Source organism: Candidatus Flexifilum breve, from assembly GCF_016713355.1.
This window is the reverse complement of sequence record NZ_JADJPI010000011.1, coordinates 292933-308452: the sequence shown is the minus strand read 5'-3', so window position 1 is coordinate 308452 and position 15520 is coordinate 292933. Positions and strand designations below refer to the sequence as shown.

At 62.1% G+C, this 15520-nt stretch carries 15 protein-coding genes; all 15 read right to left on the bottom strand.

Features of this window, described 5'->3' with window-relative positions; translation table 11 throughout:
- Positions 1 to 68 precede the first annotated feature (68 nt).
- Entirely contained in the window at positions 69 to 1895 is a 1827-nt protein-coding gene (locus tag IPK17_RS13180) for a hypothetical protein (protein WP_343418154.1), read from the bottom strand.
- Between the two features lie 26 nt (positions 1896 to 1921).
- Positions 1922 to 2155 carry a hypothetical protein gene (locus IPK17_RS13175; protein ID WP_343418153.1) on the bottom strand — a complete coding sequence of 78 codons (234 nt, stop codon included), beginning with the start codon at positions 2153 to 2155 and terminating at the stop codon, positions 1922 to 1924.
- The gene (locus IPK17_RS13170; protein WP_343418152.1) at positions 2152 to 3264 is read right to left on the bottom strand and encodes a hypothetical protein; all 1113 of its coding nucleotides are present in this window, start codon (positions 3262 to 3264) and stop codon (positions 2152 to 2154) included. Before IPK17_RS13170 ends, IPK17_RS13175 begins: the two co-directional genes overlap by 4 nt.
- Positions 3265 to 3267: 3 nt before the next feature.
- The gene (locus IPK17_RS13165; protein WP_343418151.1) at positions 3268 to 4662 is read right to left on the bottom strand and encodes a DNA topoisomerase; all 1395 of its coding nucleotides are present in this window, start codon (positions 4660 to 4662) and stop codon (positions 3268 to 3270) included.
- Positions 4602 to 4928, bottom strand: coding sequence for a toprim domain-containing protein (locus IPK17_RS13160; protein WP_343418150.1), 327 nt, complete (start codon positions 4926 to 4928; stop codon positions 4602 to 4604). The genes IPK17_RS13165 and IPK17_RS13160 overlap by 61 nt, the downstream gene beginning before the upstream one ends.
- Entirely contained in the window at positions 4925 to 5146 is a 222-nt protein-coding gene (locus IPK17_RS13155) for a hypothetical protein (RefSeq protein WP_343418149.1), read from the bottom strand. Before IPK17_RS13155 ends, IPK17_RS13160 begins: the two co-directional genes overlap by 4 nt.
- Positions 5147 to 5172: 26 nt before the next feature.
- The gene (locus IPK17_RS13150; protein ID WP_343418148.1) at positions 5173 to 7287 is read right to left on the bottom strand and encodes a putative type IV secretion/conjugal transfer ATPase; all 2115 of its coding nucleotides are present in this window, start codon (positions 7285 to 7287) and stop codon (positions 5173 to 5175) included.
- Positions 7284 to 7757 (bottom strand): hypothetical protein, encoded by a 474-nt coding sequence (locus tag IPK17_RS13145; RefSeq protein WP_343418147.1) that lies wholly within the window; start codon positions 7755 to 7757, stop codon positions 7284 to 7286. Before IPK17_RS13145 ends, IPK17_RS13150 begins: the two co-directional genes overlap by 4 nt.
- 65 nt (positions 7758 to 7822) lie before the next feature.
- Complete coding sequence (locus tag IPK17_RS13140; RefSeq protein ID WP_343418146.1) at positions 7823 to 8008, bottom strand: hypothetical protein; 186 nt, start codon at positions 8006 to 8008, stop codon at positions 7823 to 7825.
- 38 nt (positions 8009 to 8046) lie between these two features.
- On the bottom strand, positions 8047 to 9807 hold the full coding sequence (locus tag IPK17_RS13135) for a reverse transcriptase/maturase family protein (RefSeq protein ID WP_343418145.1): 1761 nt from the start codon (positions 9805 to 9807) through the stop codon (positions 8047 to 8049).
- A gap of 588 nt (positions 9808 to 10395) precedes the next feature.
- A complete protein-coding gene (locus IPK17_RS13130) occupies positions 10396 to 10521 on the bottom strand; it encodes a hypothetical protein (protein WP_343418144.1) in 126 nt (41 codons plus the stop codon).
- 317 nt (positions 10522 to 10838) lie between these two features.
- On the bottom strand, positions 10839 to 11315 hold the full coding sequence (locus IPK17_RS13125) for a hypothetical protein (RefSeq protein WP_343418143.1): 477 nt from the start codon (positions 11313 to 11315) through the stop codon (positions 10839 to 10841).
- Complete coding sequence (locus IPK17_RS13120) at positions 11299 to 12183, bottom strand: hypothetical protein (protein ID WP_343418142.1); 885 nt, start codon at positions 12181 to 12183, stop codon at positions 11299 to 11301. Before IPK17_RS13120 ends, IPK17_RS13125 begins: the two co-directional genes overlap by 17 nt.
- A complete protein-coding gene (locus IPK17_RS13115) occupies positions 12180 to 14786 on the bottom strand; it encodes a hypothetical protein (protein WP_343418141.1) in 2607 nt (868 codons plus the stop codon). Before IPK17_RS13115 ends, IPK17_RS13120 begins: the two co-directional genes overlap by 4 nt.
- A gap of 18 nt (positions 14787 to 14804) precedes the next feature.
- Positions 14805 to 15518 carry a hypothetical protein gene (locus IPK17_RS13110; RefSeq protein ID WP_343418140.1) on the bottom strand — a complete coding sequence of 238 codons (714 nt, stop codon included), beginning with the start codon at positions 15516 to 15518 and terminating at the stop codon, positions 14805 to 14807.
- Between the last annotated feature and the right edge of the window lie 2 nt (positions 15519 to 15520).

Below are 15520 nucleotides of genomic sequence, written 5' to 3'. Positions count from 1 at the left end.
CTATATAGGGAACCCAAACCAGACACTTTTTCCGGACTGTAAATGCCCGGAAAACTCCGGGCATTTAACTACCGATCGATGTCGGAAATATCTGTTTCGAACTGAGCTTGTACCTCACGCTCGGCATTCGGATTGTGCAGATGCCAATCATCTACCTCGCGCACGACGGTGCGATCACTACTCATATAATCGACGATCCCGCGATAATCCATGTCTTCCCACTCACCGGACAGTCCTTCGAGCTTCGCCACCTCCGGTGCGAGTTCCGGTCCGTCGAGCAGCCCCGGCACCAGATACGAGCGAAACTCCGTCTCGAATTTGTGCGCGTCATCGGCATTGGCAAAGTGCGCCATCTCCAGCGTGCGTGCCTCGGTCGGATAGACCGAATCATCCATCCCGTTCGCCTCGATGTAGTCGTCGAAATCAGGCGGAAGCTGCGGGAATTCGGTCACGAACAGCGCCGTCCCCAGCGGCTCGCCCTCCGGCGTCTCGACCGGGCGATAGTGCATCTGCCAGTAATGCTGTTCCCGCTCCGGCTCAACGCGATCGCGCTGCTGCGCGACCAATTCGTCCCAACTCCCCGGTTCGGGTTCGTCCGCATCAGGGACGCGAACGCCGGGTATCTCCGCCGTCTCGTCGTTGGTGATATCGCGGAGCGGTTCACCCACCAGCGTATCGTCCAGCTCCACCAGTTCCGCCTCGCGCGCCGTCGTGAAGCGGTCGGGCGGTCCGTCCGTGAACAACCGCCCGTCAGCGCGTTCTGCATTCAGTTCCCCGTTTGCCACCGCGATCCCTTCCGCCCGCCGCATGGCGGCTTCCAACCCCTCATCCTGATAGGTGCGGTGCAGGTTCTCGCGATCCATCGCCGCGATTTCGCGCTCGATTTCGCGCTCCCACTCATACGACTCCAGCGAGTAGGTCTTGAGCGTCTGCCCCTCGTGACCGACGTGCCCATTTGCTTCCAGCCACCACTTGTCCGCCGTCAGTTCCAGCGTCCACGGATCAGCAGGCATAACCTCAAACGAGTAGTTAACCGTCGGATCGACGGGCTGAAGCAGGTGGTAGGCTGAGTCTTCGAAACGTTCCTCGAACGTGGCGACTGCCGCATCGGGTTCAACCGGCGTGAGCCGCTGCGTGTCCCCATCCAGTGTCCGCTCGCGCTCGGCATTGGTGGTAAACGGGTCGGGCGGCCCGTCGGTGAAGAAGCGCGGATCGGCGCGCCCATCGTGGAGCGCACCACTCGACACCGCCATGCTTTCGGCAAGGTTCAGCGCCGCTTCCAGCCCGCGCGCCTCGCGCACGTCGTCCAGTTCCGCTTGATCGCGTGCCGCTTCTTCGCTCATGCCGTACTGCGCAATTGGTTGACGCACTTCGTGATCGTGCGCACCTTCACGCCAACGCTTGACCGCTTCCAGTGCCGGATCGCCGTCATCGCCCACGCCGACCTCAAAGGCGTAGTCCACGCCCGTCTTGAGTGCGGGCAGCGCCTCCGGTTCGGGAAACGCCAGTCCGTGCGACCGCGCCGTCTGGTAGGCGAGTTCCTGCGCGTTGTCGAGATCGCCGTCCATCAACATGGTTTCGAGCGTCTGGCGCGGAAAGGCATAATCGCCCCGGCTGTCCAGCGGCATGACCGGATGCGCATCATGCACCAGTCGCCCATCGTCGGTCTGCGCGGCGCGGAAGTAGCGCAGCTCATGCGCCAGATCGCCCCCGTCCGGTTCGTTGGACACATCGACCGCCGCGAAGAAATGCACCGTTCCGTCTGCGTCCAGATGATTCGGGACGTACTGTTCCTCGTGATCGAGCGGCACAAGCGTGTCATAAAGCGTCACGGGCAGCGTCGGATCGTGGAGCGCGCGGGGTGGCTCCACGCCCGGTGAAATCGTCGTACACATCCCAATCGGGATGCTCGTTCACGCGATTAGAGTCGGTCATCAACTCCCCTTTCGATCAGACGCACCGGGATTTCTCGCCCGGCGCGCCCACGTTCGATGGTAGTGAAACGTCCATCGACTGCCAACCCAACCGCCGCCCGACGGATGAGCAGGCGCAGCACGCCGGTGCGATCCAGCGCGAAACGTGCCGCCACCTGTTCGAGCCGGACGTGATCTTCGGGCGACAGCCGCAGGGAGAAACTCTTGGAGGGTTCGCTCATAGGTCAATCTCCCACTGGTCACGGGTATAGTCCGCCAAATCCTGCGCCGCGTCCGGTTCGAGCGGGATGCCGCGCTCGCGTTCCCACAGGTCGCGCTGATCGGCGGCGAGTGCCATGCCTTCCGCCGCTTCAAACGCCCGCTCGATGCCGCCGCTCTCGACCACGCCGAGCAAGTATTCTGCCGCGCCGTATGCCTTGTTCCAGTTGCCCGGCACGACGGGCGCGAGCTGCGCTTCGACTTCGCCCGTGTCTGGATCGCGTCCGAGCGAGAGGATGCTGGTCACGGCATTGTCGGGGTCGCCCTTATCCGGCTGGAACACGCCGATCCAGTACGCCGTGCCAGTATCGGGATCGATGAACGGCGGCGGATCGGCTTCCGGGTCGAACCCATGGGCATCGATGCCGATGTCGCGCAGTGCCTTGAAGGTCGCTGTATCAGCGGTATCGGCGATGTCACGAACAGGTTCCGGTTCTGCGAACAGCGCTTCCAGATCGAGATCATCTGGCGGCAGATCGGGCGCGGATGGCGCATCGAGTGACTGCATTTCCTCGTAGGCGGCATATTCCACATCTCCCGCACCACGCCACTGCGGAGCCGGATCGCCGCGCTCGGCAGCGCGTTCCGCTGCTCGCTCGGTCGCATAATCGACCAGTTGAAACGGCAGCAGCCCCTGCGCGTGGATGTCCCCGTTCAGTTCGTGGTAGTAGGCGGCGGCTTCGTCGATGTCATCGAAGATGCGGATTTCCAGATAGCTGCCGCCCAGATCGCCGGTGTGGGCGTTGGCGTACAGATCAACCGCGCCGATGCTGTACTGCTCGGTTTCGCCATCGGGCAGCACCCGCCCAACGGCGACAATCGCCGCATCGTGCCAGCCCCAGCCGTCGTCATTGTCAAAAGTCGGAGCCGCCGCATTCGGCGCGCCAACTTCTTCCAAGTCAGGCGGACTGAATGGCTCGAATGGATCGTCGTCCGGCAGGTAGTCGTAGCTGTTTCCGCCGAACAACTCATCGGGGAACCGATCGCGCTCCCAAGGAGCGTCCGGCATCGAGAAATCGAGATCGGGCGGGGGCGGCAGATCGTCCCAGTCCGGGGGTGGCAGGTTCGACATGGGCTAGACCTCCTCTGCCGGGCGCAGGACGATAGGCTTGTGTTCCGCCGCTGCACGGACGGTGGGTGCAGGGCGCAGTATCCCGCCGAAACGCTCCCAGAACGCGCGCAGCACGTCGGCACGCTGACGCTCACCGGACGCGATGCGCTCAATGTCAGCCACCCATTCACGGGCAAACGCCGGGGCGGTGAGTTTGCCGAAATGTTCCGCCAGATATGCCGTGACCGTCCGCCCTGTTTCGGTCAAACTGAGCGAGCCTTCCCCATCCACATAGCCCGCTCCGCGCAGCCCGGTGAGCGCAGCAACCGCAGCAGATACACTCACCCCGTTGTCCATCAAAGCGCCGATTAGCTCCGCTTCACTGAACTGCATCGCTGGTTCGCTGATCACCGCTTCAACCGTGATGCTGGCGGGCTGCAAGGCAGTGCCCTCTGGCAAAACCGGCAGCACCGCATCTTGACGATCGGACAGCAGCACGCGCTGCCAACCGTCGAAGTAGAGCAGTGCCGCCGTCGCCCGCAGTTCAAGCGGATACGGCTTGTCTTTCGCTGTGCCAACGAGAATCCGCGCACCCATCAGCTTGTCCTGAGCGGGCGGCATGTGAGCGGCGATGAAGTGCTTCCAGACGAGCGCATAAACTGCCGCCCCATCCCCCGGCAGTGCTTCCGGGAGACGGCTCACATCAGCGGGTGCGATTCCGGCGGTGATATTCGGTTCTGCCGCCAGATATTCGGTGCCGAACTCGCGGCGGATGTGTGTCTGCGCCGCTTCGTGAAGAGCGGGCGGTGCGACGGTATCCGGTGCGGTGATCCAGCCCGCATCGTAGAGCGTGGCAACCAGTCCCACCGTCTCTTGGGGCATAAGATTGAGATCGCGGGCAGCGGTTTCGATCAAGCCGCGCAACGTGAGCGGAGCGGGTGCAGGCTGCGTTTTGAGCGTCTGTCCGGTCTTATCCACCCAGAACTGCCCGCCCTTGAGCAGCGCCTCAAGCTGTCCCGCCTGTTCCGCCGTGCGGATCGCAAACGCCGTGCCTTTGGCGTTCAGTACGTTGGCAGTGAATGGAATGCCATCGGATACGAACGACACGTTCGCCCGCCAGCGCGTTTCCGGTGTGAATGCACCATGCTGCGCGTCGCGCTCAGTGAGCAGGTGCAGCGCGACCATGCCCTCCACCATCAAGGTGGTTTTGAAACCGAGCGCCTGACGTGCCGCCGCGTTGATACTCCACCCAACGAGGCGGGCGACGATGCGCTCCGCTGCGTACGCCTCAATCAGCTTCATATCCAGCGGACGTGGGGCAGCGAAGGCGGCGTGGATCGCGTCGGGCGTGAGGGCGGTCAGCAGCACCCGGTAGACCGGCTTGCCTCTGATCCGGGCGAGAGCGCCAGCACCTGCCACGCCAGCGCTTCTCCCTCACGGGTGGGCGGCATCGCCGCGTAGACCGCTTCGCAATCGCGCAGCGCCTTCATCAGGCGGCGGACGAGATTGCCTTTGCCCGGCACCACGACGAAGGTCGGACGGAAGTCGTTGTCCAGATTGATCCCCAGTTGGTCAGCAGGGAGGTCACGCACCATCCCGGAGCACGGTTCGACGTGCCAGCCCTCGCCGAGCGCATTACTCAACCGTTTCGCCTGCGCGGGCGTTTCGACGATCACGAGTTTCATTGAGCAGTTTCCTTTCCAACCGCGCCAGACGGCGCGCGTTCAGCTCCTTCAGCAGCAGCCGCAGTTTGCGGCGGGCGCTTGTCCGCTCGCGGGGCAGCCCCACGTTCGGCAAGTTCCCGCTCACGCAGCGCCAGCCAGATCGGCCACTCGCGGTAGGCGTGGTACGCCTGCTTTTCGAGGTCTTGCCACGGCGCACTCGCCGCGTTCTTCGCCGGCATGTCATCTCTCCTCCGTCAGTTTTTCGTCAAGTGGTGCGGAAGCGTGCCAACTCGCCCGGGGTACTTTTCCCGTACAAGTAGAAAAGTCCCTCGTCCTGTATATCGAGGACGAAGTGGAAACGCGGCAGCTGCGCGATGATGTCGCGGTGCTGCTGGTTGAAGTGGGCGAAGGCAGCATCGTCGCGGAACACGTTCATGCCCTGCCGCTGCGAGAAAATGACGCGGATCGGGCAGTTCTCGAAGATCAGGCGCGCCTTTGACTCCAAAAAGACGCTCATCTGTTGATCGATCATGACCGCTTTTTTTCTGCGGGTACGGAAGGTCTTGGCGGCTTCGATCAGGAAGTCCAGCAGCGACGGATGGCGCATCAGACGGTAAACCTCATCGACGGCGATGATGCGCGGTTGCTCGTCGATCAGGCTGTCGCGGCGGATTGCAGAGAGTACCTGCGTGTACGCCAGCGCTTGCAGGATGGGGTCGCCTTCCAGTTCGTGAAAGGAGAATACCCGCGGACTGATCCAGTCGCGTCCGCCGCGCGTCAGATCGACATTGGTCGTCCCGTTGAGAAACGCCGACCACGGTCCCGATCCGGTACACAGCCCGGCGATCTCATCGGCAAGGTCGCGAGCAATCGACTGCATGGCAGGCTTATCACCCAGATTCGCCAGTACATCACACACGGTCTCACACGTCGGTGCGAGGTCAGGCGTGACCCGGCTCAGATCGGGGAAGCCGCGATAGAGCGTCTCTAGCGCCTCGCCGAACAGCCCGCGTTCGAGATTCTCACGCTGCCCGCCGGAGAGCTGCCGTCCCAAGACCGTTTCATACAGGCGCGTGGTGTGGCTGACCTGTTCGAGCAGCGTCGGGAACATCACATCTTGCGGATTGAGCTTGGTCGCCTTCGCGCTCAGTACGTACCACGGTAACCCGAAGGCATCGGCGATGTGCCGCCCATGTCCCATCGGTTCGAGAAAGTCGAATGAGATGCCGTTCTCGGCATACTCGCGGGTCAGATAGCAGTTGAGCGCGAACGTTTTGCCATAGCCCGACTGCCCGACCCAGACTTCATGGGTAGCGCGTTTATCCCGCCACGAGTTGTGAAAGACCGGATACGCCCCGCCGACCGCTTCGCCGCGCAGCACCCCATCGGTGGTCGAGAGCTTGCGGTAGCCGAGCGGCGCGAGCATCAGCGCCAGTTCGCGTGACGTGACCGGCCACGTCGTGGTCGGCAGGTTGATGTCCTTTGTGCGACGGGCGGTGAAGAACTCGACCGCCCGCGAGAGCAGTTCACCCACCTCCTGACGCAGGCTGAACCATGCCCGTGTTTCATTGATGACGGCTGCAACGCGCTCTTTCAGCGTCTCCAGATCGTCTGCCGCGACAGCGACGGCGACCTGCACCAGATGCAGGGCATCCCCGTTGTTGATCTCCCCGAGCGCCCGGCGGCAGTCGGCGACGCGCTGCACTGAACGGCTGTCCTCGCCGCGCACGCCTGCTAGATGTACCTGGTACGCCTGAATGATGCTTTCAATCGCGTCGATGGCGGCATTGCGGTCATAGGTTTTCGGGATGTCCACCGCCAGCGCCAGTGGGAAATTGAGTCGGAGCAGCGGCGGGAGCGGACGAAAGAAATTCCACGTCGCCGGGGCGAACTCATAGCTGGTCAGCACCGCCCAGTACGGGCGACCACCGGGACGACCGGACGGCGCGAGATGCCAGAAGGGACGATCGCGCAGTTCGTACTGTCCCTCGAACAGCGCCGGAAACGCCCCTTCGGTCACGGGCGTGTCAAAAGCGGACGACAACCCGCCCGCGATGGCACGCGGACTCTGGTCATTCCACAGCACCATACCGCACAAGGCGCGCTGATACTCCGCCCCGGCATTCATGCGCTCGTACTCGCGGCGGTATTCGATCAGCAGGTCACGCCGCTGATCGTCGTCGGTCTGAATTTCTGCCTGATCGAGCGCGGCGATCTTGGCGTCCAGCGTGGCGGGCATCTGCCAACACAGGAAACGCGCTTCACCTGACAACGTGCGCAGCCACGTCGAGAAACGTGCCTGCAATGCAGAGACACCGTCGTCGGTCGCGTGCAGCATGATATCGAACGGCTCGATCAGGAATGTGCGGACACTCGTCACAGCGCCTCCTCTTCCAGCGGTGATCCAACAAACACCAGCCCATCGCCGCGATCCAGATCGCGGGCGCGGGCGAACGTCACCCACTCCGACAGATCGACTTCGACCAATCCGGCGGGTGGAGCGAACAACCGGTGTCCATCCAGCACGGCGGCATCGGTTGGAAGGGACAGCAGCTTCGCCACTTCCGCCGCCATTCCGCTCGGATTCTCGGCAGCGGCGAGCAGGATCGAGCCGCGCAGGTTGAGCCACAGACGCATCCACAGCGGTAACCCGCCGCGCGGCGCAGTCAGTGCTATCAGCAAGATCGCCACGACGATGCCGACCGGTATAGCGATATCCGGCAGCACGAAGCGGCACACGGTGTACGTGAAGCCGCCCGCGATCCCGCCGAACAGCAGGCGCTTGAACGGGATGCCGCCGAAGCCTTTCTCATCCCGGCTGAGGATGTGCGATTTGAAGTCTGCTGCCATGCAGTTTCTCCACATGAAATGGCGCGGAGGCAGACGACTACCCCCGCGCTGGCGGACATGACGATTTAGGTGAAGGAGATCAGCGCGGTGACACTGGAGGCGAAGACGACGAACAGGAGACCGATGACGACCTGATTGGCGGCTTTCGGATTGTCCTTCTTCCAGTCGCCGATCAAGGGCCAGCTTGAACCCATATACATGTAGGGTAGGTAGTCTGGCGAGTTACCATGCGGTATGAAGCCACACAGCACTTTTCCAAAATCCCCCCTCCGAACCGTGCTTGATACTTTCATATCACACGGCTCTCCCGACTTGCATTACGTTCCTTGGGAATGGGTCTGCCCGCGTGGATGTCCACATGGCACGGATGGCACACGACGAGCGTTTTGCGCTGCATCGCAATCATCCGCGTAACCCAGAACGGTTTCTCGCGCCGACCGGCATAGCGCTGCTTCAAGTCCGCCAGTTTGCGAACGTGATGCACCTCGCATTTGCCTTGTGTCCCGCATAACTCACAGACTTCCGCCTGCAAGCGCTGGATGAGGTCGGAACGTATGTCTTTCCACTGCTCACGGTAGAGTGCATCGACTATCACGGCTTGGCTGCTCGGCTTGACGACCTTCAATGGGATGCCGCCCCAGTGGATTGTCCGTTCCCCTTTCTGGGTCGGGACTTTCACCTGAAACGTGCGGTATTCCTGCCCATCGACCGTCATCGTAGAGCGATACTTCTGGTACACCTCGCGCACACTGATTTTGTATTTGTGTGCCAGCGTTCTGAACAAAGCAGACTGCATGACGTTCTTCAGACTGCCCAAGTGGGTACGGTCAACCGCGAACTTGTAGTATTCCGCGATACCCCGGAAACGCGCCTGATACGTATCGATGATGTGCGCGTCCGAGAATGCCAGCAGCGACAATTCACTCATGGGTTTGCCATTGCGCTGGTAACGGCGTGCCAGTTCAGTCGTGAGACCGTAAGGCACCCCTAAGCGCACTTTCCCGTTGGCGCTGCGTTGGCGCGTACCGCTGTCTTTCCGCCGTGAGGTTTTGTGGTCAGCGTGATAGATGCTGACCGCGTAGCCGAGAAACTTCGCGTGCTCGTCGCGGGCATGGGTGATGAGGGTTTTCTCCGAACTCAGTTCCAGATGCAGCGTGTCGCGCAGGAACGTCCCGATGGCGGCTTTAATCGCTTCGGCTTCCGTCTTCGTCCCGGCAAAGCCGAGAATGAAGTCGTCGGCGTAGCGGACGTAGGTCAGCCGCCGGAAACCGGGGTCGTCCGTCACTTTCGAGGGAATAGAGCGCATCCGTTGTTCCAGATGACGCGCCGCCTCCTTGTCGCCCCGCTTCCGTGCGCGGTCGAGCTTGTAGCTGACCTCGCGGTATTCCGGGCTGCGCTCACGCTTGTCACCCCGCGTGTACTGCGGGATAAGCACCTCTTCAATGTAGGTGTCGAGTTCGTGCAGGTAGATATTTGCCAGAATGGGACTGACGATGCCGCCCTGTGGTGTTCCTGAACAGGTCGGTTTGTATTCCCACTCCTCCATCACCCCCGCTTTGAGACCTTTGCGGATGAGTTCCAGCAGCCGCCCGTCGTGGATGTCGCGTGACAGAATCGTCAGCAGCACCTCGTGGTCGATGTTGTCGAAGCACCCGCGAATGTCGCCCTCGATGAACCATTTGCTCGGCAAGAACTTATGATGCAGATACGTCAGTGCCGTGTGGCAGCCGCGTCCCGTGCGGAAACCATGCGAACTCTCCTTGAACCGGGGTTCGTAGTAAGCCTCCAACACCATTCGCAGCACCTCCTGCACCAACTTCTCTGTGAAGTCCGGTAAACCGAGCGGTCGCTTGCCGCCATTTTTCTTGTCGGCATACCCGCGACGCGACGGACGAAAGTAGAAGCGTTCGGTTCGCAGCGCGGCGATAACCGCTTCGATGCGTTCCATACTCATCCCATCCGCCGTGTCATTTACTGTTCCCGGTGTCATCGCTCCCTGATTGCTGTAAATCTTGGCGTACGCCATGAGGTACAGTTCCGGGTTGAACAAACACCGGTACACCCGTGTCAGCGGGAGACGTTGCTCTCCCAATTTCCGTATCGCTTGGAGAATATGATTAGCCTTCTGCATTTCGCATACCTTTCAGTCTTCCCAAGCACAAGTCCTGACCCCCTTTGCCCTGTAGCTGGCTTTCCCAGCCTCCGTGGGTGGGCGTAACTCCACCGACTAATATGGAAGGTCTCCGTCGCCATGAGGCTCGCGCCCCGAAGGCGATCCCGTGGTACAGTCGTAAGTGACGGTAGGACGGGTTAGGGTGTCCGTTCGTGGTTTGATAGGTCTCATTGACCATGTTCCCGACGAGAAGGATTTCGCGTCTCGGCACAAGTAAGACGCTGCTGTCGGGTCTTGACCTCAACCGTTCTGTCAAGGGAGGGTTCTGTCTCCAACTCACCACTAGACTTCAAGCAATCCAGCCTTACCCATACCATCCAGGTCTCGGAACTCAGCAGCGCTACAACGGTTTCGCGGCTCGTCCCTTTTCCGACATGCTATTGTTCACTTCGGGTTTCCCCTCTTGTGTAAGTCGGATGACCTCAGAGGTGTATCCTCAACCTCCGTTGTGTTTCACAAAATCACTCACGCCGTCGCACGGCGCACGACGCCGAGCCCGATAAAGCCGATGATGGCAGCGATGGGCGCGATGATCTGCGCCACATCCCGAATGTCGGTGAAAAGGTCTTGAATGGCTTGCGAAAGATTCACGCGAACAGCTCCTCGATGGATAAACAAAAGCATCAGGGAGAAACGGACGTGCGCCATGACGTTTGGGCAGCCGCTCAGGGGCGGTGCGCTTGATCGTGTGGGGTCATCCGGCACGAGCAGTGCTTCACCCTGATACAGTCTCAGGGTAGCAAAGTGGGAGTGGCGAACTTCTGGAAGATTCCAGTTTTGGCTTGGGAATCGTACACGGCGGCTGAACGATTCCGGTTGGGTCGCACAAACAAAAAACCCTACATGCCGCCACGAGAAAACATGAACGGTATGTAGGGTTATGAACGGTTTTTCGGGCGAATCGAAACTCAAAATTGCAGCGCGAAATGGTACCCGCCAATCCCCAGACTCGCATATGGCTCATCCGACCACAGCCAGACGAGGGTCATATCCGCTGCCTGCCCCGGCAGCAGATCGAAGGGAGTCAGTCCTTCAGCAGGCGTGCGCGGTCCCGGTGGATTCTCGACATAGCCGAGCGCCAGCCACACATCCTCCGGCGTGATCGGCAGCAGCGTATTCCCGCCGTTGTACAGCCGCAGCCGCGTCGTGACCTGCCCCGCGCTCGTCGTCACGCTGATGATCTGCACATCCAAGCCGATGAACGGAATCAGCGTCGGCGTGGCGGACGGCAGCGGCGTGGGTGTGACCGCGACGACCGGCTGTGCCAGCGCGCCGATGAGTTCTCCGGCGCGCCCCAATTCCTGCTCAATCGGATAGACGGCTGTGACTAACGTGCGCGTACCAGTCGGCAACCCTTCTTCATCCGTCTCACCGAGCAGGAGCAAGACCAACCCCGGGATTGACCTGCCGGAAAATGCCGGTGTCGCTGCGCCGCACCTCACGCTTGTCCTCAAAGGCGAAGGTCAGGATCGCACCGGTGTTCATCTGCAAGCGGAATTCTGCACCCTCCGTAATCTGCGCAAACCACGCTGCGTTGTCCTCTGACCAAGGGATGCCGATCACCGGGCGCACGCTCATGCCGTTCAAGAACGAGGCGGTATCCGGGTTCGGATCGAAGTTCCATTCCGAGGCGCGCACCGCCCTGCGCTGCACCACCCACACGCGCGGCACGATCTGGTCAGGCAAGCTGATTTGTAGGTTGATCGGGTAGAACGGCGCACGGCTGGTGTCCCCGCCTTCAATCACCTCATCCTGCGCTTCGAGCGCGAGCGGCGTGGGGGTGATTCCCGGCGGGAGCGTGGCGGTCACATCAACTTCAGCGGTTGCTTCCGCCGCACCACTCGTTCCATTGCCGCCGCGCAGCAGGAGGAATGCCAGCATCAGGAGCATGAGCGCGCCCAGCGCCGCGATCACTTTTCCCGACGGCTTGCTGGTTTTCGCGGTGACTTCGGCTTCCGGTGCGTCAAATCCTTCGCCCCGCTGCGCTGCCTCCTGCACCCGCTTCGGTGCACGTGCCCAGCGCAGTCCGACCGGGACGAGCGCCGCCTCGTGATAGCGCTTGAGCAAGGCGAGCGCAATCTTGCGTTCTTTGGCGTCTGAGCCTTCCGCACCCGCCGTCTTGACTTCGCGGTCGTAGGCGGCGCGGTAGGCGCGCTGGCGGTCTGTCGGCACGAGTTCCCACAGGGCGCGCAGCTCGTCGAGCGAGAGCGCCCGCAGGTCTTGCAGGGTGTGATAGTGCAGGCTGTCGCTCATTCTGTTCCTCCCAAAACCGCGCTGCTGCCGCCCATCGACGCGCTCGAACGCATCGCGTCGTCATAATCTGTGTCCGAGTCTTCTCCGTAGTTTTCGTCCGCTTCGATGGTGATGATCGGCTCGACGTTCACCTCCGGCGCGACCGTGATGGTAGGGACGGGCATGGAACCATAGGCAGTCATCTCGTTGGGGAGCAGCCGCGCAGCGATCTCCAACCGATTGACTTCCCGTTCCGCCTCATCGCGTGAGCGCCCCGCCGTGATTGCGCCGTCGATCAGTTCATTGCGGGTGGTGTCCGTCAGCCGTCGATCCGGCGTTTCCTTGACTTCGCGCCCCACCTGCTCGGTTTGTTGGGGAGACAAGCCCAACCGCGCCGCGCCGTCGATGAACATGCCGAAGCGAGCGAGATCGTCGCGCACCGGCGGGCGACCGTCATTCAGAGGCGTGACCCCGACCGCTTGTGCCATCAAACCGCCAACCGTTAGATGATCGACCCCGCCAGCCCCACGTCCACCGAGCAAGCGCATCACGTCGCCCATGACGCTCGTCACATCCGCCGTTCCGGCGACGCGCAGACTGCCCGTGAGCGTTCCGGCAGCCTGTTCGAGGGCTTCGGCACTCCGCTCCAATCGTCCCGCTGCGCCTTCGCTGCGCTCCGCGTCCGACTTGCCGCTGCCTTTTCCGCCTGCCGCCTGCGTGACTTCCGAGATATGCTGTTCCATCTCTTCGCCGCGCATGTCATCGGCGTAGGTCTCGCGCTCGCGGGCGAGTTCTTCATCGGCGGAAGCCTCGGTGGGCGTGGGCGAAACAGGCGTAAACGTCCCCATGCGCTTGCGTTTGACGGGAGTGAAACCGGGGTACAGTTCGCCGTCATCATCCTCGAACCAGTCGAATTCACCATCGAGTTCATGCCGCTGCTGCGGACGCTTGCCGCGCGGATAAGTGACCGCTTCCAAGCCTTCGCCGACTGCCGGGACGAGCATCGGTCGCCCAATCAGCCGTCCCTGCTTGTCATACTCCGCCTTTTCCGGGTCATAATCGGTAAGAAGCTGCGCGCCGAGCATGGGTCCGAGCGTGCGTCCATAGACGGGGACATCGCGGGCGACCCGGCGCACGGTTGCCCCTTCCATGAACTGCTCCGCCGTGTCGCCGAGCGCGGTGCCGCGCAGCGTTGGAAGGCGGGTGATCGCCCGCGCCGCCTCCGCCAAGGGCTGCACGCCACCAAACGTCAATCCCGCCGCTTGCGCTGGAGTCGCGCCGCTTTGCAGCGCGGTCATCCCTGCCAGCGTGTTCGAGCCGACACTGACGGCACTCCCCGCCACTGAGGAAACGAGTGCGCCTGCGCCTGCCGCGATCCCGACTGCGCCGACGGCTCCTGCCGCCGTCATCACGGTGGCCGCGCCGGGGCTGATGACCGCGCCACCCGTCGCCTGACCGAAGGCGGTGAACAGCCGATTGAAGGAATTCCAGACCGCTTTCACGCCGCTGAACAGCACGATCACCATGAAGATCAGGCAGATCAAGCCCACTCCGAGGACGACAATCCCGTTGCCACTCGCGGTTCCGGCGAGAAAGAAGGTCACGACGAGCGACTGAATCAAGGCGATCACGACCGTCTGGATGATGAGTTCAATCCACAGGTCGATGATCGAACGGGCGATGACTTCGGTTTTCTTGAAGAAGGCGAACAGGATCGCCACCCCGAACGAGATGAAGGTCAGCCCCTGCGCGATGGTCAGCAGCAGGTAGACGAGCTGCTCGGTCACCCCAAATAGGATCAACGGCCACGCCGTGAGCAAGCGTCCCTGCGCCGCCGACGCCATGGCAATCGAGTCGGCGCGTTCGAGCGGGGTCATGAGTGAGAAGAAGACCGGGTCGCGGTCATTGGCGAAGAACGATCCCGGTCGCCGCCACTCCCACGGCACACTGCCCGCCGTCCACAAGCCGGTCGCCGGATCGGGCGTATGTGGCTGGCAGTACGGATCACGCGGCGTGGACGGGTAGCCCATCAGGTCGATGCCGTCCGCGCGCAAATACGCCAGCGCCACATCCAGTCCGTCGATGGTGTAATTCCACACCGGCATGTACGAGCCGAAGTTGTCACACAGGTTGAGAATGCCCATGTCGCTGCTGCTCACGCTGGAAAGCGACGTAAACGCGCTTCCCGTTGCCGCCGACAGCCCGCTCAAACTGCTGGCGTAGAATGCGCCGGACAGCGTGCGGCGGAAATCGCTCATGCCCTGATACAGGCTCGGACCCAGCGAGAAGAACAGCGCGCCCGCCAGATACCAGGCGATGGCACTCTTCGGCTCGACCACGCGCATCCGGGCAAACGCAGCGAGCAGATAGGTGATCCCTAAGACCAGCAGTGCGACCACAAACGACAGGCTCACCGCGACTTGCAAGCTGGCATTCGTCTGGGCGATCAGCGGCGTGAAGGCGTTGTCCACCAGCCATTGATTCATCAGTTCGATGGTGTAACCCATCATCAGAAAGGCGCGCTGCAAGCTCCAGCCCATCCCCGCCAGCGAGAACAAGAGGTTGTACCAGAGGGTGTCGATCTGGATTTGCAGCCCGTTCAGCACATCATCGACGATTGGCATTCAGGTCACTCCTTTCATTTACGGAGGCGGCAGTACGCCGCCCGGCGGATCGGCAATCGCGGCGCTGCAATATGGATTGGTGTCCATGCGCCAGACGAGCGCGTTGCTCCCCGGCAGACGCGGCGGCGGAGTCGGGCGCGTGGTCGGATCGAGCATGAACGTGATGCGATCCGGCGCTGCCCCATACGGGATGAAGCCCGCCAGCGTGAAACTGCGCGTTTCGTTCGGCGCAAGGCTGATCGCTTCATAGGTAGCTGTCAGCCCGGCATCGGCTGCCGCGTTGGTCGATGCACCCCATACTCCGGTCGATCCACCCACCAACTGACTCACGTAACTCTGATAGGCGGGAAACACGTCATAGCCGCTCCCGCTCAGGTTCTTGATCTCCAGTTCCCAGATGGCAACCGTGCGTCCGGCAGGCGTATTGACCACCGACACGTTCACCAGCCGAAAGCGCGCCGCCTGTGGACTGCGCGTGAATACCGCATCGCCGCGATAGAACGCTGCTGGGGGACGCAGCGCATACGGCGTGACCGTCGGTGGCGGGAGCGCGGTCGGAAACGGAACGAGCGTCGGATAGCCGGGGATCGGCACGAAGGTCGGCAGCGGCGTCGGCGTGAGAACAATCGGCGTCGGACAGATGTAGACCGGCGCGCCGGTGATCCCGGTCAGCGTCCCCGTACATGCCAGCACTGCAAGCAGAAGTGGCGCGAGCAAGAGCAATTTCTTCATGG